The sequence below is a fragment of the Proteocatella sp. QWL-06 genome, assembly GCF_058684135.1.
On record NZ_CM178755.1, the window covers coordinates 295,051 to 317,304 of the forward strand.

At 43.8% G+C, this 22,254-nt stretch carries 23 protein-coding genes; all 23 read left to right on the plus strand.

Annotation, left to right across the window (positions count from 1 at the left end; genetic code table 11):
• Positions 1-39 precede the first annotated feature (39 nt).
• The 23 genes from AC4PGZ_RS01375 to AC4PGZ_RS01485 all read left to right on the plus strand — a co-directional run bounded on the left by AC4PGZ_RS01375 (position 40) and on the right by AC4PGZ_RS01485 (position 22,251).
• Positions 40-1,095, plus strand: coding sequence for a DHH family phosphoesterase (locus AC4PGZ_RS01375; protein ID WP_492159302.1), 1,056 nt, complete (start codon positions 40-42; stop codon positions 1,093-1,095).
• Entirely contained in the window at positions 1,077-2,003 is a 927-nt protein-coding gene (truB, locus tag AC4PGZ_RS01380; RefSeq protein WP_492159303.1) for a tRNA pseudouridine(55) synthase TruB, read from the plus strand. Before AC4PGZ_RS01375 ends, truB begins: the two co-directional genes overlap by 19 nt.
• 21 nt (positions 2,004-2,024) lie before the next feature.
• Positions 2,025-2,954, plus strand: a complete 930-nt coding sequence (locus AC4PGZ_RS01385) for a bifunctional riboflavin kinase/FAD synthetase (protein ID WP_492159304.1) — start codon at positions 2,025-2,027, stop codon at positions 2,952-2,954.
• A 119-nt stretch (positions 2,955-3,073) separates the two neighbouring features.
• Complete coding sequence (gene rpsO / locus AC4PGZ_RS01390; RefSeq protein ID WP_492159305.1) at positions 3,074-3,337, plus strand: 30S ribosomal protein S15; 264 nt, start codon at positions 3,074-3,076, stop codon at positions 3,335-3,337.
• An 89-nt stretch (positions 3,338-3,426) separates the two neighbouring features.
• Positions 3,427-5,514, plus strand: a complete 2,088-nt coding sequence (locus tag AC4PGZ_RS01395; RefSeq protein WP_492159306.1) for a polyribonucleotide nucleotidyltransferase — start codon at positions 3,427-3,429, stop codon at positions 5,512-5,514.
• Between the two features lie 69 nt (positions 5,515-5,583).
• Positions 5,584-6,285, plus strand: a complete 702-nt coding sequence (gene ispD / locus AC4PGZ_RS01400; protein WP_492159307.1) for a 2-C-methyl-D-erythritol 4-phosphate cytidylyltransferase — start codon at positions 5,584-5,586, stop codon at positions 6,283-6,285.
• Complete coding sequence (ispF, locus tag AC4PGZ_RS01405; RefSeq protein ID WP_492159308.1) at positions 6,282-6,764, plus strand: 2-C-methyl-D-erythritol 2,4-cyclodiphosphate synthase; 483 nt, start codon at positions 6,282-6,284, stop codon at positions 6,762-6,764. Before ispD ends, ispF begins: the two co-directional genes overlap by 4 nt.
• 37 nt (positions 6,765-6,801) lie before the next feature.
• Positions 6,802-7,176, plus strand: a complete 375-nt coding sequence (locus tag AC4PGZ_RS01410; RefSeq protein ID WP_492159309.1) for a VOC family protein — start codon at positions 6,802-6,804, stop codon at positions 7,174-7,176.
• Between the two features lie 171 nt (positions 7,177-7,347).
• On the plus strand, positions 7,348-8,091 hold the full coding sequence (rpsB, locus tag AC4PGZ_RS01415; RefSeq protein ID WP_492159310.1) for a 30S ribosomal protein S2: 744 nt from the start codon (positions 7,348-7,350) through the stop codon (positions 8,089-8,091).
• A gap of 107 nt (positions 8,092-8,198) precedes the next feature.
• Positions 8,199-9,113, plus strand: a complete 915-nt coding sequence (tsf, locus tag AC4PGZ_RS01420; RefSeq protein ID WP_492159311.1) for a translation elongation factor Ts — start codon at positions 8,199-8,201, stop codon at positions 9,111-9,113.
• Between the two features lie 94 nt (positions 9,114-9,207).
• Positions 9,208-9,915, plus strand: coding sequence for a UMP kinase (gene pyrH, locus AC4PGZ_RS01425; RefSeq protein WP_492159312.1), 708 nt, complete (start codon positions 9,208-9,210; stop codon positions 9,913-9,915).
• Positions 9,916-9,962: 47 nt separating this feature from the next.
• Positions 9,963-10,520 (plus strand): ribosome recycling factor, encoded by a 558-nt coding sequence (gene frr / locus AC4PGZ_RS01430; RefSeq protein WP_492159313.1) that lies wholly within the window; start codon positions 9,963-9,965, stop codon positions 10,518-10,520.
• A complete protein-coding gene (locus AC4PGZ_RS01435) occupies positions 10,520-10,717 on the plus strand; it encodes a hypothetical protein (protein ID WP_492159314.1) in 198 nt (65 codons plus the stop codon). The genes frr and AC4PGZ_RS01435 overlap by 1 nt, the downstream gene beginning before the upstream one ends.
• A gap of 124 nt (positions 10,718-10,841) precedes the next feature.
• Positions 10,842-11,558, plus strand: a complete 717-nt coding sequence (uppS, locus tag AC4PGZ_RS01440; RefSeq protein WP_492159315.1) for an undecaprenyl pyrophosphate synthase — start codon at positions 10,842-10,844, stop codon at positions 11,556-11,558.
• A gap of 9 nt (positions 11,559-11,567) precedes the next feature.
• Positions 11,568-12,362 carry a phosphatidate cytidylyltransferase gene (locus AC4PGZ_RS01445; protein ID WP_492159316.1) on the plus strand — a complete coding sequence of 265 codons (795 nt, stop codon included), beginning with the start codon at positions 11,568-11,570 and terminating at the stop codon, positions 12,360-12,362.
• A 31-nt stretch (positions 12,363-12,393) separates the two neighbouring features.
• Positions 12,394-13,395: an RIP metalloprotease RseP gene (rseP, locus tag AC4PGZ_RS01450; protein ID WP_492159317.1), complete on the plus strand. Its 1,002-nt coding sequence runs from the start codon at positions 12,394-12,396 to the stop codon at positions 13,393-13,395.
• A gap of 19 nt (positions 13,396-13,414) precedes the next feature.
• Positions 13,415-14,464, plus strand: a complete 1,050-nt coding sequence (gene ispG, locus AC4PGZ_RS01455; RefSeq protein ID WP_492159318.1) for a flavodoxin-dependent (E)-4-hydroxy-3-methylbut-2-enyl-diphosphate synthase — start codon at positions 13,415-13,417, stop codon at positions 14,462-14,464.
• Positions 14,465-14,475: 11 nt separating this feature from the next.
• Positions 14,476-18,699 carry a PolC-type DNA polymerase III gene (locus AC4PGZ_RS01460; protein ID WP_492159319.1) on the plus strand — a complete coding sequence of 1,408 codons (4,224 nt, stop codon included), beginning with the start codon at positions 14,476-14,478 and terminating at the stop codon, positions 18,697-18,699.
• Positions 18,700-18,744: 45 nt separating this feature from the next.
• The gene (gene thyX, locus AC4PGZ_RS01465; protein WP_492159320.1) at positions 18,745-19,470 is read left to right on the plus strand and encodes an FAD-dependent thymidylate synthase; all 726 of its coding nucleotides are present in this window, start codon (positions 18,745-18,747) and stop codon (positions 19,468-19,470) included.
• 26 nt (positions 19,471-19,496) lie between these two features.
• Positions 19,497-20,213 carry a 23S rRNA (guanosine(2251)-2'-O)-methyltransferase RlmB gene (gene rlmB / locus AC4PGZ_RS01470; RefSeq protein WP_492159321.1) on the plus strand — a complete coding sequence of 239 codons (717 nt, stop codon included), beginning with the start codon at positions 19,497-19,499 and terminating at the stop codon, positions 20,211-20,213.
• Between the two features lie 4 nt (positions 20,214-20,217).
• A complete protein-coding gene (locus AC4PGZ_RS01475) occupies positions 20,218-20,745 on the plus strand; it encodes an NYN domain-containing protein (RefSeq protein ID WP_492159322.1) in 528 nt (175 codons plus the stop codon).
• A 28-nt stretch (positions 20,746-20,773) separates the two neighbouring features.
• Positions 20,774-21,403 (plus strand): sigma-70 family RNA polymerase sigma factor, encoded by a 630-nt coding sequence (locus AC4PGZ_RS01480; protein ID WP_492159323.1) that lies wholly within the window; start codon positions 20,774-20,776, stop codon positions 21,401-21,403.
• Positions 21,404-21,603: 200 nt separating this feature from the next.
• Positions 21,604-22,251: a helix-turn-helix transcriptional regulator gene (locus AC4PGZ_RS01485; protein WP_492159324.1), complete on the plus strand. Its 648-nt coding sequence runs from the start codon at positions 21,604-21,606 to the stop codon at positions 22,249-22,251.
• The last annotated feature ends 3 nt before the right edge of the window (positions 22,252-22,254 follow it).

The window sequence follows — 22,254 nt, forward strand, 5'->3', positions numbered from 1 at the left end:
CAAGAAAATAAATAAAAAAGCATCAGGAAAGTGAATAATATGAACAATACAGATATTATAGAGAAAATTACCGACAAGATAAGGGGCTCGAAGAATTTCATAGTGACCTCTCATACGAGTCCGGACGGAGACAATATAGGCTCATCCATCGCCATGACTCTCTTTCTGAGAAAAATGGAAAAAAAAGCATGGCACGTGCTGGATGACAGCGTGCCGGAAAACCTTAGATTCCTCCTTGATGAGCCTGGAAGAAGGGCCGTGGATGAGAGCGACATGAGAGGCAGATGCCACAGAATATATACAAGCGAAGAGTTTCTTGCGACTGAGACCGGAAGAGCGCTTGCGCAAAGTGGGGATTATGTGCTTATAATCCTTGATACCGCAGATGAATCCAGGATATGTGTATCTTCTGAAATATGGGAGAATGCATCATTTACGATAAATATAGATCACCATGTGTCAAACCGCGGATATGCGGATCTCAACCACATAGAGCCTGAAGCAAGCTCTACCTGTGAGGTCCTGTGCAGCATACTGAGATCGATCGATGAGAAAAAATTCACTCCTCAGATTGCTACAGCTGTGTATACAGGGATATCTACAGATACAGGCAATTTCCTGTATGATTCCGTGGATGCGCATACATTCGAAAATGCCAGCTTTCTTACGAAAATGGGCGCGGACAGAGATACAGTAGCAAACCGCATATATCAGAGCACCAGCTATGATTACCTCAGGCTTACGAAGGAATCCCTCGATACCCTTGAAGTAGACGACTCAGTAGGTATAATGATACTTACTATGGATATGCTTGAAAGAAACAACGTAGACTACAAGGATACAGATTCGCTTGTGAACAATGTCATAAACATAAACGGAGTAAGGGTAGCAATCCTCATAAAGGAAAGAGGCCGGGGCGAGTACAAGATATCCCTGCGCTCAAAGGATGCGACAAACGTATGCGAAATCGCAGCCAGATTTGGAGGCGGAGGCCACAAGCGGGCAGCCGGATGCAGCATGAACGGAGACCTGGATACTGTTGTCAGTCAGATAAAAGAAGCGGCAAAGGAGCAGATATGTATAACGGATTTATAAACGTGCTCAAGCCTACCGGGATGACATCTAATGACGTCGTAGGGAAGCTGAAGTATCTTGCAAGAAAGCACCTTGGAGAAAAGCTCAAGTTCGGGCATACAGGGACTCTTGATCCGAACGCAGCAGGGGTCATGATGGTATGCTGCGGCCGTGCAACGAAATTCAGTCAGTATGCAGTCGAAAAAAAGAAGACCTATATAGCGGAGATAACCTTCGGAAAGACTACCGATACAATGGATACCTATGGCCAGATCACTGAAGAAAGAGAGAGCGCCGTGCTTCTTCCTGAGCGCATCGAAGAGGTGCTTTCAGCATACAGGGGAGAAACTATGCAGATTCCTCCGAAATACAGCGCAATAAAGATAAACGGGCAGAAGCTTTATGATCTCGCAAGAAAAGGCGCGGACATACCGGAAATCAAGCCCCGAAGGATCGAGATAACAAAGCTTGAAACAATAAGCTATTCACATCCGTGCCTCAAGATAGAGGTTGAATGCTCAGCCGGGACATATATAAGGAGTCTTGCTCAGGACATTGGAGAAGATCTTGGAGAGCTTTCACATCTCAGCCTCCTTATAAGGACTAAGGTGGAAGATTTTGCTATCGAGGACAGCTTCAGCATAGAAGAGATAGAGGAGCTTATTTCTCAGGGACGCTTCAGTGAAGTGCTTACAGGTACCGAGAAAATCCTTTCCAGGTATCCCGAAGCCGTCATAAAAAATGGATCTCAGAAAGCCTACATGAATGGCGTGATCATAACTCAGGAAGGCATGCTTGCACAGATCAAAAAAGATATGCCGGATTCCCGATATAAGGTGTATAATGAGAACGGGGAGTTTCTGGGAATAGGAAATATATGGAAGAACCAGAACTCTGATTATGTTTTGAAATCTGAAACTCAAATATAGATAATAGAAGGATATAATTACATGACATTCCTGGAATATATAGATATGATTGAAATAACAAGAGACACCGTGGTCACCATGGGGAATTTTGACGGGCTCCATCTTGGCCACATGCAGCTCATAAAAAAAGCTGTAAGGATAGGCAAGAGAGAAAACCTCGAAAGCATAGCCTTTACCTACGACATACATCCCCTTAATTTCCTGTATTCTAAATCCGTACACCTGCTTATGAGCAAGGAAGACAAGGACAGCATACTCCATTCAAGAGGTATAGACCGAGTACTTCATGTTCCTTTTGATGAAGAGATAAGAGGAATGTCAAGTGAGGAATTCTGCGACATCATACTCGTAAAGAAGCTCAGGGCAAAACACCTTGTCATGGGAGAGGATGCAAAGTTTGGCAAAGACAAGCAGGACATAAATCATATAAAGGAATACTGTGAAAAAAGAGGAATTGAGGTGCATGTAATCCCGCTTCTTATAATGGACGACAAGAGAGTATCAAGCTCTCACATAAGAAAGCTTGTGGAACGTGGAGATATAGAGAGCGCAAACCGGTATCTTGGAAGGATGTACAGTGTTGAAGGCACAGTCGTACATGGCAAGAAGCTGGGGAGAAAGCTTGGCTACCCGACAGCAAACCTCTATATTGACTCAGAAAAGGCCGTTCCGGCAAGGGGCGTATATGAGACAGAGGTGGAGATAGAGGGAAATGTATTCATAGGAGCGACCAATGTGGGAAACAATCCTACCGTAGGAGACAAGACCCTGAGGGTGGAAACCTATCTTGTGGGATTTGAAGGCGACCTCTATGGAAGGACCATAAAAATAAGGTTCATAAGAAGGCTCAGGAACGAACTCAAATTCGACAGCGTAGAAGAGCTTATAGAACAGATGTCGAAGGATGTAAAAAATATAATCGAAAACAGATCTAAACATATTTACGAATAATTGCTTATGTGATATAATTATAAAGATTGATTTTGCCTGAAACTAGGACTCACGACACTCCGACGTAAGCCTTGGTCCAGGACATGATTGATAATAAAATTCAAAGGAGAAAAAAGAAAATGACTAAAGTAGAAAAAGAACTGATAATCAAGGAATACGCAATTCATGAGGGAGATACTGGTTCTCCAGAAGTACAGATAGCTATTCTTACACACAGAATCAATGAGCTTAACGGTCACCTTGGAGTTCACAAGAAAGACCACCATTCAAGAAGAGGACTTCTAAAAATGGTAGGTAGCAGAAGAAACCTTCAAAAATATCTAAAAGCTAAAGACCTTACAAGATATAATGCACTGATTGCGAAATTAGGACTTAGAAAGTAAAGGCAAAAAAGAGCGGGAAAAGACCGCTCTTTTTCTATAAAACAATTAAACAAAACTTATATATAGTATTAATATTAATGGAGGTATGAATGATACAAAAATTTGAAATGCAATTAGGCGGCAAGAACCTCGAAGTAGAAATAGGTAAAGTCGCAGAGCTTGCGAACGGAGCATGTCTTCTGAGATGCGGAGACACTATGGTTCTGGTTGCCGCAACAAGTTCAAAAAATCCAAGAGAAGGCATAGATTTCTTCCCGCTGAGCGTAGATTTTGAAGAAAAGCTATATTCAGTAGGAAAGATACCAGGCGGGTTCATAAAGAGAGAAGGAAGGCCGTCAGAAAAGGCTGTACTGACTTCGAGACTGATAGACAGACCTATAAGACCGCTTTTTCCAAAGGGTTTCAGAAATGATGTTCAGGTTGTAGCGACAGTGCTTTCAATCGACCCTGATGTAAACCCTGATACGATAGCGATGATAGGATCATCGATAGCGCTTTCCATATCTTCAATACCATTCAATGGACCTACAGGATCGGTAGCTGTAGGACTTATAGATGGGGAAATGATAATAAACCCGGATCTTGCGCAACGAGCGATATCTGAAATGTATCTTGTAGTATCGGGTACGAAAGATGCCATAATGATGGTTGAAGCCGATGCTAATGAGATATCTGAAGAAGTCATGCTCAAAGCAATACTTTTTGCTCATGAACAGATCAAGAAAATAGTAGAATTTGTTGAAAGCATAGTTAAGTCAGTTGGAAAAGAAAAAGACGAGTACGCAGTTTTCAAGGCACCTGAGGAAATTGAAGCTGAAGTTACGGCTTATGCAAAGGACAAGATGAAGGCGGCAATCCTTACAAAGGACAAGCTTGAAAGAATGGAAAACATGGACAAGGTAAAGATGGAGACGCTTGAGCACTTTGCACAGCTGTATCCGGACAACATGAAGCATGTCGATGAAGTTATTTACAAGCTGACAAAGCAGGGTGTGAGAGAGCTCATCCTTATTGACAGAATAAGACCTGACAACAGGAGAATGGACGAAATCAGACCTATATGGTGTGAGGTTGGCACACTTCCAAGAACTCATGGAAGCGGACTTTTCACAAGAGGCCAGACTCAGGTTCTCAGCATCACAACTCTTGGATCACTCAGAGACGCTCAGACAATTGACGGACTTGGCGAAGAAGATGAAAAGAGATACATGCATCACTACAACTTCCCAGCATACAGCGTAGGAGAAGCAAGACCTTCAAGAGGTCCGGGAAGAAGAGAAATAGGACACGGCGCACTTGCAGAGAGAGCTCTTGAGCCTATGATACCTTCAAAGGAAGAATTCCCTTATGCGATAAGAGTAGTATCAGAGGTTCTTTCATCAAACGGATCGACTTCACAGGGCAGCGTATGCGGAAGCACGCTTTCGCTTCTTGATGCGGGTGTTCCGCTTAAGGACATGGTTGCCGGAATAGCGATGGGACTTATCAAGGAAGAAGATAAGCTTGCCATACTTTCGGATATCCAGGGAATGGAAGATTTCCTCGGAGACATGGACTTCAAGGTAGCAGGAACTAAAAATGGAATAACTGCAATCCAGATGGACATAAAGATATCAGGCATAGATGAAGAAGTCCTTACAAAAGCGCTTGCACAGGCAAAAACAGGAAGGCTTCACATACTTGGCGAGATGCAGAAGGTAATAACAGAGCCAAGACCGGAAGTTTCAAAATATGCGCCTATGGTAATAAATATGCAGATAAACCCTGACAAGATAAGAGACGTAATAGGCTCAGGCGGAAAAGTAATTAACAAGATAATTGAAGAAACCGGAGTAAAGATAGATATCGAAGACGACGGAAAGATATTCATTCTTGCCGTAGAAAGAGATATGGGTAAAAAAGCAAAGGCCATAATCGAAGGCATAGTTGCAGATCCAATCCCTGGAACAGTATACAAGGGAAAAGTAACGAGACTTATGCAGTTCGGAGCATTCGTTGAAATACTTCCTGGCAAGGAAGGCCTGCTTCACGTATCTCAGATCGACGTAAAGAGAGTCGACAAGGTTGAGGACGTGCTCAAGCCGGGCGATGAAATAGAAGTACTTCTTCAGGAGATAGATTCACAGGGAAGGCTGAACCTTTCAAGAAAGGCGCTTCTTCTTAAAAAAGATAAGTAAAACAGACATGCATTCTGAAGTCGGGCACAAATGGTCCTGATTTCGGAATGTTTTTTTAGAGGGCAGGATATGACGAGTGCAATAATTGTCGCGGCTGGAAAAGGCACAAGAATGAAGTCTGCAGCCGGAGTAAGCAAGCAGTATATTGAAATAATGGGAAAGCCTGTAATACTCAGGACCATCGAAAAATTCACAGAATCTGAGGCTGTAGATGAGATAGTCATAGTGCTGATGAAAGATGATGAAGCTTATTTCAGGGAGAACATACTCTCAAAGGTAAAATCGGAAAAACCTGTAAAGATAGCATATGGCGGAAAAGAGAGATTTGAATCCAGCCTGAATGGCATAAGGGCGTCTTCACAGGATTCGGAGACTGTTCTGATACACGACGGGGTGAGACCCTTCGTGAAGCTTTCGGAAATAGAGAAGCTGGCCGCAAAGGCAAAAGAGACCGGCGCTGCAGTGATGGCCGTAAAGTCAAAGGACACTGTAAAAATAGTCTCGGATGGTTTCATAGAGTCGACGCCTGACAGGGAAAGCGTGTATCTTATACAGACACCTCAGGGCTTTTCAAGAAAGCTGCTTATAGCTGCCTATGAAGACCTCTTGAATTCGAAAGACGACTTCTTGCCTACAGACGATGCCTCAGTAGCCGAAAGATACGGAGCCAGGGTGAGCGTCGTAGAAGGAAGCTATGAAAACATAAAGATAACCACAGTTTCAGACCTCGCGTTTGCGGAGGCGATACTGAAGACGGAGGCCGTGATATGAGGATAGGAACAGGATACGATGTCCATGCATTTGAGCAGGGACGAAGGCTCATTATCGGAGGAGTGGAGATACCTCACGAGAGAGGTCTTGCCGGTCATTCAGATGCAGATGTGCTTCTGCATGCGATAACAGATGCCATGCTGGGCGCGCTTGCGCTTGGAGACATAGGAAAACTCTATCCGGACAGCTCGACGGATTTCAAGGACATAGATTCCAGGATACTTCTCAGAGACGCCTTTGCCCTCATAAAGAGCAAAGGCTATTCGGTAGGAAATCTGGACGCCGTCATAGTGGCTCAGAGGCCGAAAATGGCACCTTATATAGAAGCTATGAGAGAAAACGTGGCAGGAGACCTTGAAACGGAAACAGGCCGAATAAGCATAAAGGCGACCACCACAGAGAGGCTGGGCTTTGAAGGAAGAGAAGAAGGCATATCATCACAGGCTGTCGTACTGCTTGTCAAAGCGTCAGAGCTGTAAATATATATTGGAACAAGCACAGAGGAGGAATAACTTTATGAAATTCAGAATGATCCACAACAATATAAATGTGCTCGATCTTGAAAAGAGCATCGCTTTTTACAAAGAAGCGCTGGGAATGGAGATAAAGAGAGTGCATGAACCGGAGGACGGAAGCTTCAGGCTGGTCTATCTGGAGGCATCTGAAGGCAGCCATCAGCTAGAGCTCACATGGCTAAGAGACAGAACAGAGCCTTACAATCTTGGAGAAAATGAGTTCCACCTGGCGTTTGAGACAGATGATTTTGAAGAGGCTCATGAAAAGCACAGGGATATGGGATGTATATGCTTCGAGAATCCTCAGATGGGAATATATTTCATATCTGATCCGGACGGATACTGGCTTGAAGTTCTTCCATCAAAAAGACATTAGTCCGACAACTGTTTTTCCTTAAAATAAGCTTGCTTTTTTAAGGAAAATAGTATAATATATTATGGGTATAAATTTTAATAATACACACGCCGTGCATTTTGTAAAAGGGTGCCTTAAGAAGGCCTTTTACAGAGATAAACACAGCGGAGGAAAAAACCGGAGGAGAAAAAAATGAGCGTAGTTAGCATGAAGCAGCTTTTAGAAGCTGGAGTACACTTTGGACATCAGACAAGAAGATGGAATCCAAAAATGGCAAGATTTATCTTTACAGAGAGAAATGGAATCTATATAATAGACCTTCAGAAAACTGTTAAGAAAATAGAAGAAGCATACGATTTCGTAAGAGAAGTTGCTGAGACAGGAAAGCCAATCCTTTTCGTAGGAACAAAGAAGCAGGCTCAGGATTCAATAAAAGAAGAAGCTGAAAGATCAGGAATGTACTTTGTAAACGAGAGATGGTTAGGTGGAATGCTTACAAACCACAAGACAATCAAGACAAGAATAGACAGACTGAGAAAGCTTGAAAAAATGCAGGAAGATGGAACATTCGATGTACTTCCTAAGAAAGAAGTTATCAAGCTTATGGCAGAAAAAGAGAAGCTTGAGAAATATCTTGGCGGAATCAAGGACATGACAGAGCTTCCAGGAGCACTTTTCGTAGTTGACCCAAGAAAAGAAAGAATAGCTATCAAAGAAGCTCAGAAGCTTGGAATACCAGTAGTAGGAATAGTTGACACAAACTGTGATCCAGACGAGCTTGATTTCCCAATACCAGGAAATGACGATGCTATAAGAGCAGTAAAGCTTATTGCAGGAGCTATGTCACAGGCTATAATCGAAGCTAAGCAGGGAGCTATCGAAGTTACTTCAAGCGAAGCCGCTGAAGAGACAGTAGAAGTTACAGAAGAAGCATAATAAACAATTTGAATTCAAAGTAAGGTATCCTCATAAAATACTCACCCACCAAGGCAAGTGAGGTGGTCTGGGTACCTTACTTTTAATATGTACAGGAGGAAAAACAAATGGAAATAACAGCAAGTATGGTAAAAACGCTCAGAGAAAAAACTCAGGCTGGAATGATGGACTGCAAAAAAGCTCTTGCAGAAGTTGATGGAGATATGGACAAGGCGATAGACCTTCTAAGAGAAAAAGGACTTTCAAAGGCAGCTAAGAAAGCGGACAGAATAGCAGCAGAAGGACTTGTTAAGCTTGTAATAGCTGACGACATGAAATCGGGAGCAGTTGTAGAGGTTAACTCAGAGACTGACTTCGTTGCAAAGAACGAAGAATTCATAGGATTCGTAGAAGACCTTGCAAAAATGGTACTTGAGACAGCACCAGCTTCAATCGAAGCACTTAAAGAATCAAAATATATGGGAACAGAAGAGACAGTTCAGGAAGTTCTTAACGGAAAGATAGCAAAAATCGGAGAGAACATGAACCTGAGAAGATCAGCAAGAGAAGAAGCTACAGGAGCTGTTGTTGGATATGTTCACGGAGCTGGAAAGATAGCAGTTCTTGTAAACTTTGACTCAGAAGCTGCAGCTGCAGATCTTGAAGAGCTTGGAAAAGACGTTGCAATGCAGATAGCAGCGATGAACCCTATGTATATCTCAAGAGATGACGTAGATCAGGCATACATCGAGCATGAGAGAGAAATCCTTACAGCTCAGGCTATAAACGAAGGAAAGCCTGAAGAAATAGCTAAGAAAATGGTAGAAGGAAGACTTAACAAGCAGCTTAAAGAGGTTTGCCTTCTTGAGCAGGTATTCGTAAAAGATTCAGATTTCACTGTAAAGCAGATAATCGAGAACAAGGCAAAGGCTCTTGGAAAAGAAATAAAAATTGCCGGAGTTCAGAGATTTGAAGTTGGAGAAGGAATAGAGAAGAAGGAAGAAAATTTTGCAGAAGAAGTTGCAAAACAATTAGGAAACTAAACTGAATTAGCAGAGAACACCTTGTGATGCAGTGAAACATATCATCTGTCGGCTATAAGCGTGTTCTCTTTTTATAAGCGGAGGAAAGAATCAAATGAGTGAATTAGCATACAAAAGAGTCCTTTTGAAACTCAGCGGAGAAGCGCTGGCTGGAGAAAAAGGGTTTGGCATAGATAATGACACAGTCCTGGAAATAGCACAATCAGTCAAGAAGATGCTTGAAATCGGAGCTGAGGTTGCCATAGTAGTAGGCGGCGGAAATATCTTCAGAGGCAGGAGCGGAGAGAACATGGACAGAACGACAGCTGACCACATGGGCATGCTGGCGACTGTGATAAATGCACTTGCGCTTCAGTCATCGCTTGAGAATATAGACGTGGTAACGAGAGTTCAGACAGCGATAGAGATGAAGGAAATCGCAGAGCCATACATCAGAAGAAGAGCTATGAGACATCTTGAAAAAGGAAGAGTAGTTATTTTTGGAGCGGGAAGCGGAAATCCATACTTCTCCACAGATACGGCTGCTGCGCTCAGGGCTGCGGAAGTGGATGCAGAGGTGATACTGCTGGCGAAGAAAGTCGATGGAGTATATGACTGTGACCCTGTTACAAATCCTGACGCTGTAAAATTTGACAGGCTGAGCTATCTTGAAGTGCTAAACAGAGATCTGAAAGTAATGGATTCAACAGCAACCTCCCTTTGTAAAGACAATAAGATACCTATAAGAGTATTTTCACTTGAGGACCCGGACAATATAATCAGGGTTATCAAAGGCGAAAATATAGGAACAATAGTAGAGTAGAATAGCAGTATATGATATAATAGACTAAAAAGCAAAGGAGTATTACCATGAAAAACGAAGTACATGAAAAACTTGAATCCAAAATGGAAAAAACCATATCTGTGCTTAAAGAAGACCTGGCAGTAATAAGAGCAGGAAGAGCCAACCCATCTATGCTGGACAAGGTGGTTGTGGATTATTACGGAACCCCTACTCCTCTGAAGCAGATGGCAGGAGTTTCAGCACCAGAGCCAAGAGTAATACTTATCCAGCCATGGGACAAAAGTTCACTCAAGAGCATAGAAAAAGCCATTCAGGTGTCAGACCTCGGGTTTAACCCAACGAATGATGGAATTCAGATAAGAATTGCAATACCTCAGCTTACAGAAGACAGAAGAAAAGACCTTACAAAGCTCGTTGCAAAAACAGGAGAGCAGGCAAAGGTAGCGCTCCGAAATGAGAGAAGAGAAGCTAACGACAAGATCAAGAAGCTTGAAAAAGACGGAGAGCTTACAGAAGACGATGCAAAAAAAGCTACAGACGAAGTACAGAAGATAATAGACAGGTACACAAAAACTGTAGATGAAATGGTTGCCAGAAAAGAAAAAGAGATCATGGAAGTATAATGGATATAAAAATACTGGTTTCAATGCGTCTTGAAGAGGCGCAGGCGCTTCTTAAGGATCAGGGCGTGAAATATGAAGTTGAGTATACCTGCGGAGGCAAGGACAAAGAAATCCTTACGCAGATGCACGTGATACGTGCAATTCAAAAACCGTCCGGAGTACTGCTCACGGCTACAGGCTTCAGGACGAGTATATAATAAGCATAAAAATACAGACTCAGCGGATTTTCCGCTGAGTTTATTAAAAGATATAAATCTGAAAACAACTTACGTTAACATATATTATTTTATTATTACAAATTTCAGCAAAAGAGGATATGAAATGCAGCTTAACAGAGAAAAAATGCCAAAACATATAGGAGTCATAATGGATGGCAATGGAAGATGGGCAAAATCCAGAGGACTTAAACGCACCATGGGTCACAAGCAGGGAGTAGAGAACCTGAGGACCATAGTGAAGGAGTGCAAAAGACTCGAAATACCTTTTCTTACGGTATATGCGTTTTCTACGGAAAACTGGAAGAGGACGCAGGAAGAAGTATCTTCTCTCATGTGGCTGCTTGAGCAGTATATGACAAGAGAGCTAAAAGAGCTTCACAGAGAAGGCGTAAGGATCAAGACGATAGGAGACATAACCGCTCTTCCAAAGTCGACTTATGCAAAGCTCATGGAGGGAATCGAATATACGAAGGACAACAGCGCGCTCACGCTCACGCTTGCACTTAACTATGGTGCAAGAGCAGACATAACTCAGGCTGTGAGAATCATATCCCAGAAAGTAAAGGATGGAGAGCTCCTCCCTGAACAGATCAGCGAAGAGACTGTATCAGAGCATCTCAGCACCAGCTTCATGCCTGACCCGGACCTCATAATAAGGCCAAGCGGAGAATACAGGCTTTCAAACTTCCTGATGTGGGAATCCTCATACAGTGAATTCTGGTTTTCAAATATTAACTGGCCGGACTTTGGAGCAGAGCAGCTCCAGCAGGCTATTTCAGATTATCAAAACAGAGACAGAAGATTTGGCAACGCCAAATAAGGGGGACTTATGCTGACGAGAATCATTTCCGGACTGGTACTACTTCCATTGTTATTCTTCGTGATAATAAATGGAGGAATATCAATATATCTGGGAGCGCTTATATGTTCGCTGATAGGGCTGTATGAATTTTTCAGGGTATTTGAGGGCAGCGGCTACAAGCCTCTCAAGACAACGATCTATGCAATGACTGTAATTATGTACACTGCCATGACGTATTCAGGGATGTCTTACTCACACATAGTGATCTCTGTCACATACCTGATATTTGCAGTAGGTGCCGTATATATAATGAATCGCAGGATAAGGGTAGAGGATTTAATGATCACCATAATGGGGTATATATATATACCGGTATTCCTTTCGCACATAAACCTCCTCAGCATGGATCAGACCATATATATATGGCTGGTATTCATATTCGCATGGGGGAGCGATACCTGTGCATATTTTACAGGAATGTTCTTTGGAAAGCATAAGCTCATACCTGAGATAAGTCCAAAAAAGACGATCGAGGGAGCAGTAGGCGGAGTCGCAGGTACAGTTCTGCTCACGCTTGTCTTTGCAAGATACTTTCAGGAACCGAATCCTATGTATTTTATCCCACTTGCCATGATAGGCAGCACAGTTTCACAGATAGGAGATCTTTTTGCATCCGCGATAAAGCGAGAATTCGGTATAAAGGATTATGGAAACCTGATCCCGGGACATGGTGGTATCCTGGACAGATTTGACAGCATACTTTTTACAGCTCCTCTGACATACTACGGAATAACATTCATAACATATATTCAGAATCTGTAGAGCCTTTCAGGATTTAAATTAAGGAGAACCAATGAATATAATATTAGCAATACTCATATTTACATTCCTCGTGCTTATACATGAGCTTGGGCATTTTCTCACTGCAAAGTTTCTCAAGGTGAGAGCATATGAACTTTCCATTGGCATGGGACCCAAGATACTCGGGAAAAGGCACAAAGACACAGAGTATACTCTAAGAGCACTTCCATTTGGAGCATATGTGAGATTCGGAGACGAAGATGATTCCCTGTTCGAAGAAGGCGACAATTTCATGAATCAGAGCCCTTGGGACAGGATAAAGATAATAGCGATGGGACCAATCGTAAATATAGCAGCCGCGCTCATCCTGATGATACTTGTAGTATTCCTTACCGGAGTTCCGGTCAATAAGATAGGCGATGTGGCAGCAGACATGCCTGCAGCGGCAGCCGGACTGCGCGCAGGAGACGAAATCCTGGAGGTTGAGGGCGCACCGACCAGCTCATGGGAGGATGTGGTAAAGGCCATAGATGCCAACTCCGATGATGTGATAAGCGTGGTCGTTCAGAGAGAAGGCCAGCAGGCTCAGACAATAGAAATAACGCCTACCCTTAGTGAGGGAAGGATGATGATAGGGATATCGCCGGCCTTTGAAAAGGATCTGGGGCAGTCTGTCATATCGGGGTCAAAGGCTACCCTTAACATGAGTACGATGATGCTGGATATAGTCAGGCAGCTGTTTACAGGAAAGGCTGATATAAGCAGCTTCTCAGGACCCGTAGGGATAGTGGCCATAGTGGATGATGTTGCTTCCACCGGATGGATAAACCTGCTTTATCTTACGTCAGTTCTCAGCCTGAACCTTGGAATACTGAACCTGCTTCCGATACCCGCGCTTGATGGAAGCAAGATACTAATCTACGGATTTGAGGCTCTCAGTGGAAAGCCGATGAACAAGGATATAGAGATGAAGCTTACGATGGTAGGCTTTGCAGTTCTTATGGCGTTTACGATCTTTATTACATTCAAGGATATAACAAGGCTTATAGGATAGAGAAAAACTGGAGTAAAACATGATAAACAGAAGAATAACAAGAACCGTGACTATAGGAGACGTGAAGATAGGAAGCGGGCACAAAATAAGCATACAGTCGATGACAAATACGGTTACATCAGATGTAGAGGCAACTGTTGCTCAGATAAAGAGGCTTGAAGACGCAGGCTGCGAAATAGTAAGAGCATCCGTTCCGGACCTTGAGTCTGCCGAAGCCATAAAAAGCATAGTGAAGAAGATAAACATACCGCTCGTGGCGGATATCCATTTTGACCACAGGCTGGCCCTGAAATCCATTGAAAACGGAGTGGATGGACTGAGGATAAATCCTGGAAACATAGGCGGACATGATAAGGTAAGAGAAGTAATACAGAAGGCAAAGGAAAGAAACATAAAGATAAGGATAGGCGTAAATGGGGGATCCCTCGAGAAGGAGATAGTCCATCTTTATGGAAAAGGTGCAGATGCCATGGTGCAGAGCGCCATGAGCCATGTGAAGATACTTGAGGATCTTGACTTTTACAACACAGTGGTTTCTCTCAAGTCCAGCGACATATTCAAGACCATAGAGGCCTACACCAAATTCGCACAGATGACAGACTATCCTCTGCATCTTGGGATAACCGAATCGGGAACCACAAAAAAAGGCACTATAAAGTCGTCGATAGGAATCGGCCATATGCTACTGGGTGGCATAGGAGATACTGTAAGAGTTTCCCTTACTGCTGACCCTGTAGAAGAGATATATGTAGCAAAGGAGATACTCTCAGCACTTGAGCTGCAGAGGGATGGAATTAGGATAGTATCCTGCCCGACCTGTGCAAGGACAAAAATAAACCTCATTGAGCTTGCCGAGAGGATAGAAGAAAAGACAAAAAATATCAAGAAGCCGATAACCGTAGCCATAATGGGATGCGCAGTTAACGGTCCGGGAGAGGCAAGCGAAGCCGACATTGGAATAGCAGGCGGAAGCGGAGAGGCTATACTTTTCAAGAGGGGCAAGATAGTAAGAAAGTTCAGCGAGGATGAGATAGAAGCAGTGCTTCTTAAGGAAATAGAAGACTATTAGAAAGAAAAGCCATGCAGAAAATTAAAGAGTACTTTCATAAAAACAGCATTTCACTGGAAAAAATATGTCTCTACAAAGAAGAAAAAAAGCTTGAATTTACGGCAAATTCAAAGCACATAGTCAGCTACAGGGACATCAGGACAATAGAGGAAAACTTCGTGAGAGAGAACCCGGACGTAAACAAGGCTCTCGTAAAGGTGAAATACAGAGGAAACAAGGATAAAGCGCAGCTGCTTCAGGCATATATTCCAAACATAGAATATATGCTTGAGGCTTTTTGCCCTGCAGTGAAGTGTGGAAAGGACTTTATCGAGATAAGATGCGAACATGAACCTGAAACTGAACTTACGCTCGACGTGAGGGATAAGATGGTGCTCAACAGCATAAAGACCAGGAAGATTGATTCAGAGCTCAGGAATATAATGGCCTATGATCTTGGACTGGATGTAAGGGTAAGCATAAAAGATGTCAGCGTGGCAGAAGATACGCTTGATTTCATGAACCGCAATTCTGAAATCCTGAAAAAGGAAGCAGCGGTCATAAGCAGCAAGGCAGAAAAAGTCAGAAAAACTGCTGCCCCAAGAAAGCAGGTAAGCGATGAAGATGTCATATACGGCAGGAAGATAAGCATTGAGACGGTAAAACTGACTACGGTAAGAGACATCACGCCAAACATAGCGTTTGAGGGAGAGGTTTTTGCAACCGACAAAAGAGTTCTCAACTCGGGAAAGGTGATACAGACATTCTCGGTAACGGATTTTACAAACTCCATACAGTGCAAGCTGTTCACTGACAGTGAGGAGGATATCGTAAAAAAAGGAGATTATATAAGGGTAAGGGGAGACGCTCAGTATGACCCTTATGCGAGAGAGCTCATCGTAATGGCAAAGGACGTAAACAAGGCAGACAGGCCTGTGAGGAGAGATCTTTCAAACGAAAAGCGAGTCGAGCTGCATCTTCATACCTCAATGTCCATGATGGATGCGGTTTCCAATGTCGGGGATCTTGTAAAGCAGGCAAAGGAATTCGGACACAAGGCTGTAGCCATAACTGACCATGGGATCGTACAGGCATTTCCAGATGCCATGAGCGCCGGGAAGAAGCATGAGGTAAAGATACTCTACGGAGTGGAGGCATATCTCATAGACGATCTGGCCATGGTGCTCAAGGAGCATAACGACCTTGGGCTCGACCAGACATTTGTCGTGTTTGATATAGAGACCACGGGGCTTTCGCCTTCCACGGACAAGATTACGGAAATCGGGGCAGTAAAGATTAAAAACAGGGAGATAACAGAGCGCTTCAGTGAACTTGTCAATCCTCAGATGCCGATTCCTGCGAAAATAACAGAGCTGACAGGGATAACAAATGACATGGTAAGAAACAGCAGGACGATAGAGCAGGTCCTTCCTGACTTTCTTGAGTTCGCAGAAGGCAGCATGCTCGTGGCTCACAACAGCGATTTCGACACGGGATTCATAAGAGAAGCCTGCAGAAGGCAGGACAGGACTTACGGCCTGAAGGCGCTCGATACGGTGGCGATTTCCAGAGCCCTGCTTCCTGAGCTAAAGAGACACAAGCTCAATGTTATAGCAAAGCATCTTGACATAAAGCTCGATAATCATCACAGAGCAGTAGATGACGCCGAGGCAACTGCAAACATATTCCTCAGATTCATCGAGATGTTCGCAGAAAAGGGTATAGAGAGGCTCTCACAGGTGAATGAGCTCTATACGGACAAGGATTACAAGAGCAAGAGACCAAATCACATGACCATACTCGTAAAGGACATGACGGGCCTCAAGAATCTCTACAAGATAATATCAATCGCGCACATAGAGAATTTCTACAAAAATCCAAGGACGCTCAAGAGCGTCCTGAACAGGCACAGAGAAGGCCTCATACTCGGGAGCGCCTGTGAGGCAGGAGAAGTATATCAGGCGGTGCAGAAGAACCTGCCTGAAAAAGACATAGACAGGATAATCTCATACTACGATTATATAGAGATAATGCCCTGTGAGCACAATTCCTTCATGATCTCAAAAGGGATAGTGAAGGATGAAAATGAGCTCAGGGAGATAAACAAAGCCATATACAGACATGCAAAGCGAAACGGCAAGCCTGTGGTTGCCACAGGAGATGTGCATTACAAAGACCCTTCTGACGGCATATACAGAAATATACTAAAGGTAGCTCAGAAATTTTCAGTAGAAGGAGAAGACAGAGCCTTCTACTTCAGGACAACAGATGAGATGCTTGAGGAATTCAGCTATCTCGGAGCAGATACAGCATACGAGGTAGTAGTGAAAAATCCAAACATGATAGCGGATATGATAGAAGACATAAAGCCTATACCTGACGGAACATTCGCGCCCTTCATAGAGGGTTCAGACACAGAGCTCAGAGAGATGTGCTACAGAAAAGCCGAGAAGATCTACGGAAACCCGCTTCCGGAGATAGTGCAGTCAAGGCTGGACAGAGAGCTCAACTCCATCATAGGAAACGGCTATGCCGTTATGTACATCATAGCGCAGAAGCTTGTTACAAAATCCATAGCCGATGGATACCTTGTTGGATCAAGAGGCTCTGTGGGCTCATCGTTTGCAGCCACGATGAGCGACATCACAGAGGTAAACCCGCTCTGCCCTCATTATGTATGCGCAAGCTGCAGATACAGCGACTTCATAACAGACGGAAGCTATGCCTCTGGGGTGGACCTTCCGGACAGGATGTGTCCGCAGTGCGGAAAGCCGCTGATAAAAGACGGGCATGACATACCGTTTGAAGTATTTCTCGGTTTCGAGGGAGACAAGGAGCCGGACATAGACCTCAACTTTGCGGGAGAATACCAGCCCTGCGCCCACAAATACACAGAAGAGCTTTTTGGAGAGGATTATGTATTCAGGGCAGGCACTATAGGAACCGTCGCAGAAAAGACCGCATACGGATATGTCATGAAATATCTCGAAGAGACTGATTCTGTGGCCAGCGGGGCGGAGATAAGCAGGCTCAGGGAGGGCTGCACCGGGGTAAAACGTACCTCAGGCCAGCATCCGGGCGGAGTAATGGTAGTACCTGACTACAAGGATGTCTACGATTTCACTCCTATACAGTACCCTGCGAATGACCCGTCCAGCGGAGTAAGGACAACTCACTTTGACTATCATTCAATAAGCGGAAGGATACTCAAGCTTGACATACTGGGCCACGACGTACCGACCATAATAAAGATGCTCGAGGATTTTACAGGAGTAACAGCGACTGACATAAAGCTGGATGATCCGCAGACCATGTCCATATTCACATCTACAGATGCGATAGGCTGTGATCTCAGCGAGATAAAATGTGATACAGGCTCTCTGGGGATACCTGAGTTCGGTACCAAATTCGTAAGGCAGATGCTTATGGATACAAAGCCTACAACCTTCGGAGAGCTTGTGAGGATTTCAGGACTTTCCCATGGAACAGACGTATGGCTCAACAATGCCCAGGAGCTTGTAAGAAGCAAGGTCACCACCCTCAAGGAAGTAATATCCACAAGGGATGACATAATGAACTATCTGATGCTCAAGGGTGTAAAGCCAAAGACCTCCTTCAAGATAATGGAGAATGTCAGGAAGGGAAAAGGACTTACTGAAGAGCATATAGAGGACATGAAGGAGCACAGCGTTCCGCAGTGGTACATCGAATCGTGTCAGAAGATAAAATACATGTTCCCGAAAGCCCATGCCGCAGCATATGTCATGATGTCCTTCAGGGTTGCATACTATAAGGTCCATCACAAGGAAGCTTTTTATGCTACATTCTTCACCACGAAGATAGATGATTTTGATGCAGATATAATATGCAGAGGAAAAGAGCATGTGCTCGAAAAGATAAAAGAGCTTGAGTCACTCGGAAACAATGCCACGACAAAGGAAAAAGGCATGATGATAGTCCTGGAGGTAGCATATGAGATGTTCTCAAGAGGCGTGGAGATAGACAAGGTAGACCTTTACAGGTCGAGCGCTGCGAAATTCAGGATAGAGGAAGGCAGGCTGCTTCCGCCGCTGTGTGCAATACAGGGACTGGGAGAGACGGTAGCCAGAAACATCGAAGCTGAGGCGCAGAGAGAATTCATTTCACTTGAGGATTTCAGGACAAGGACAAAGGCCAACAAATCCGTGACAGACATACTGATAAGCCATGGCTGCCTCTGCGGGCTTCCGGAGAGCAACCAGCTCACGCTTTTTTAAAAAACAGATGAATTTGAAAAAATAATTAAGATAAGGGAGATAAATATGAGTAAACTCAAAGTAAAGCTTATAGCACATACGCCTGACCCGGACAAGGTTGTCTCGATGGCTGCAAAACTATGCTATTCACCGATTGGAGTAGAAGAGATGTCGGAGAAGATAACCTCAGAGGAGGTTGAAAAGTTTCTCGGGATGCTCATAAGCCTCGGGCATGAAAGCCCGGTGGAGCACACCAGCTTTACCTTTGCGATAGAGGGAATATCAAGGGCATGCTCCCATCAGATAGTAAGGCACAGGATAGCTTCATATTCTCAGCAGTCTCAGAGATATGTAAGGCTTTCTGACTTTGAATATATAATCCCGCCTTCGATAGAAGCTGACGAGAAGGCGAAAGCGCTTTATATCAGGGCTATGGACAGGGCGCAGGAAGACTACAATGCCCTGGTCGAGGCGCTGATGAACGACGGAAGGACCGAAAAAGAAGCAATCGAAGATGCGAGATACGTATTTCCGAATGCCTGTGAGACCAAGATAGTAGTAACGATGAATGCGAGGAGCCTTTTCAATTTCTTTGAGCACAGATGCTGCGAGAGAGCCCAGTGGGAGATAAGAGAACTGGCATATCAGATGCTCGAGGAGTGCAGGAAAGCGGCACCGGTTCTTTTTAGAAAATGCGGGCCAAGCTGCTACACAGGTACATGCAAGGAAGGCAGGATGAGCTGTAAGCATCCGGAGATACCAAGAGGCAGAATAGAGAAGATGGGATTGTAATTTTAGATATCCACAGGAGAGAAAAGATGCAGATAGAAGGAAGAAATGCCGTACTCGAAGCCCTGAAAAATGGAAGGGAAATAGACTATATATACATCAAGAAAGGCGAAAACGAGGGTTCCATAAACAAGATAATAGGAAAAGCAAAAGACATGAAGATAATGATCAAGGTTGTCGACAAAAACAAGCTTGACGAGATGTCAGAGAGCAAGAACCATCAGGGGATAATCGCCGTAGCCAATGAATACAGATACTTCGAGCTTGAGGAAATACTTGAGCAGACCAGGGAAAAGGCAGGTTTCTTTCTGATTCTTGATGAAATAGAGGACCCCCACAACCTGGGAGCGATAATAAGGAGCGCAGAGGCAAGCGGAGTCGATGCGATAATAATTCCCAAAAGAAGAGCCTGTCAGGTAAATGCTACAGTAGAAAAGACTGCGGCTGGGGCAACCAGCCACATAAAGATAGTAAGAGTGACGAATCTTGCTCAGACGATAGAAAAGCTAAAGGAATCAGGAATCTGGATATACAGCGTGGACATGGACGGAGCGGACTATACAAAGACTGACCTCAAAGGAAAGATAGCGCTTGTCATAGGCAATGAGGGAAAAGGAATATCAAGACTCGTGAAGGAAAAGAGCGATTTCACTGTCAGCATCCCCATGAAAGGCCACATAAACTCACTCAATGCCTCAGTCGCAGCATCTATACTGATGTTCGAAGCAGTAAGGCAAAGAGGTTAGAGATGTGAAGAGGAAAATAAGAGAAGTACTTGTCGTAGACGGATACAATATCATAAATGCATGGGACGAGCTTGCAGAAACCGCAGAGACAAGCCTGGAGAACGCAAGAGAGAAGCTCAATTTCATGATAGCCGAGTATGCAGCATACAAGGGCATACAAAGCTATATAATATATGATGCGTACAGGGTGAAGACGGTGCTTCCAAGAGAAGAAAAAAACCGGAACATAACTGTCATATTCACGAAGGAAAACCAGACGGCGGACAGCTTTATCGAAAGATTCATACATGATTTCGAAGACAAGAGGAACACAATAATAAGAGTCGCCACTGATGACATGGCCGAGCAGAATCTCATCCTGGGAAAAGGCGCGAGCCGAATGTCAGCAAGAGAGCTTCACCTTGAAGTAAAAGACAGCCAGAAGAAGATAAGAGAAAAGATAAGCAGAAGGCATGTGAGCAAGAATACTCTGGATACTATACTTAATCAGGAAATAATCGACAAGCTTGAGGACATGAGGCGAGGAAAGTAATATACTGAATTCAAAGGATGGGGTGCGAGTGGAAGAGATTACAAAAAGCGGCAGAGAAGCTGCAAGCCATCAGGATGACCTTACAGTCATAAGCGCGCAAAAAGGGGACAAGGATGCGCAGGAGCTCATAATGAAAAAGTATAAAAATCTTGTAAAGAAGACTGCGAGCAGATATCACATGAGCGGCGCTGACAGGGAGGATCTCATCCAGGAAGGCATGATTGGACTTTACAAGGCGATCAGAGACTATAATTCAGAGAAGAGGACTTATTTTCACGTATTTGCGCAGATGTGCATCACAAGGCAGATAATGACTGCAGTAACATCTTCAAACAGACAGAAGCATCTTCCACTGAATGATTACATCTCCTTGAGCACAGCAGCAGATTCAGGCGATGAAGGCTTTTTCGAATACATGAGCCCAGCCTCATCAAAAGGGCCGGAGGATATCCTTATTGAAAAAGAAGACAGTGAAAACATAAGAAGGACGATAAAGGAAAAGCTTACCGAGAAGGAAGCCAGGATAGTGAATCTTTACATGCAGGGATTCAGCTACTCTGAAATGGCAGAGATGACAGGCATAAGCGACAAGGGGATAAGCAGCACGCTTCAGAGGGTAAAGAAAAAACTCAATTCAAGGCAGCACAGACATGATTAAATCTGATTTACAGGGACGTCTCATAATTCAGCCTCAAAGAGGTCATTGATTATGAAGCGTCCTTTTTTAATCTCTTAATGCTTGACAGAAAAGCAAAGCATAACTATAATTATAATTAATCAGACAGATTTTATGATTTCCTTACAAAAAGTTTGAAAAGGTTTTCATCAAGGGGTCTGTAAACGATATGGGAGAATAAAATGAAGATCCTCGAAGAATTCATAAGCAGGCTCGTCCCCAATCTGGCCGGATTTCTAGGAAGCAACTGCGAGGTAGTATTCCATGATTTTAGCAGAGGCTATGATGAGACTGTGGTACTTATTGAAAACGGGCATGTAACCAACCGAAAGGTAAAGGACTGTCCTACAAATCTTCTGTTTGAGAAATTTAATGACAACATGATGGAAGATTCACCGATTTATTTTAATACGTCAAAAGATGGACGTATAATAAAATCCTGTTCGACGATGATAAGGGATGAAGGCGGTAAGATAACAGGGGCCCTTTGTCTTAACATGGACATAACGGACATGATACTTGCTCAGAATGCCATAAGCGCGCATACGTCCTATGACCCCAATGCAGCTTCAGAGGTCGTGTTTGCAAATGACGTGCAGGAGCTGCTCGAGATGTATCTTACTCAGTGTGAGAACAGGTTTTCAAAGCCGGGAGCTCTCATGAGCAGAGACGAAAAAGTAAGAGCACTGGAATTTCTTGATTCCAGAGGGGTATTCATGATATCCAAGGCGGGAGTCAGGCTGTGCGAATTTTTCAATGTTTCAAAGTATACTCTGTATACTTATCTTGAAGAAGCACGAAGTCGTGGTAATGGAAATTTAAAGAAATAATCT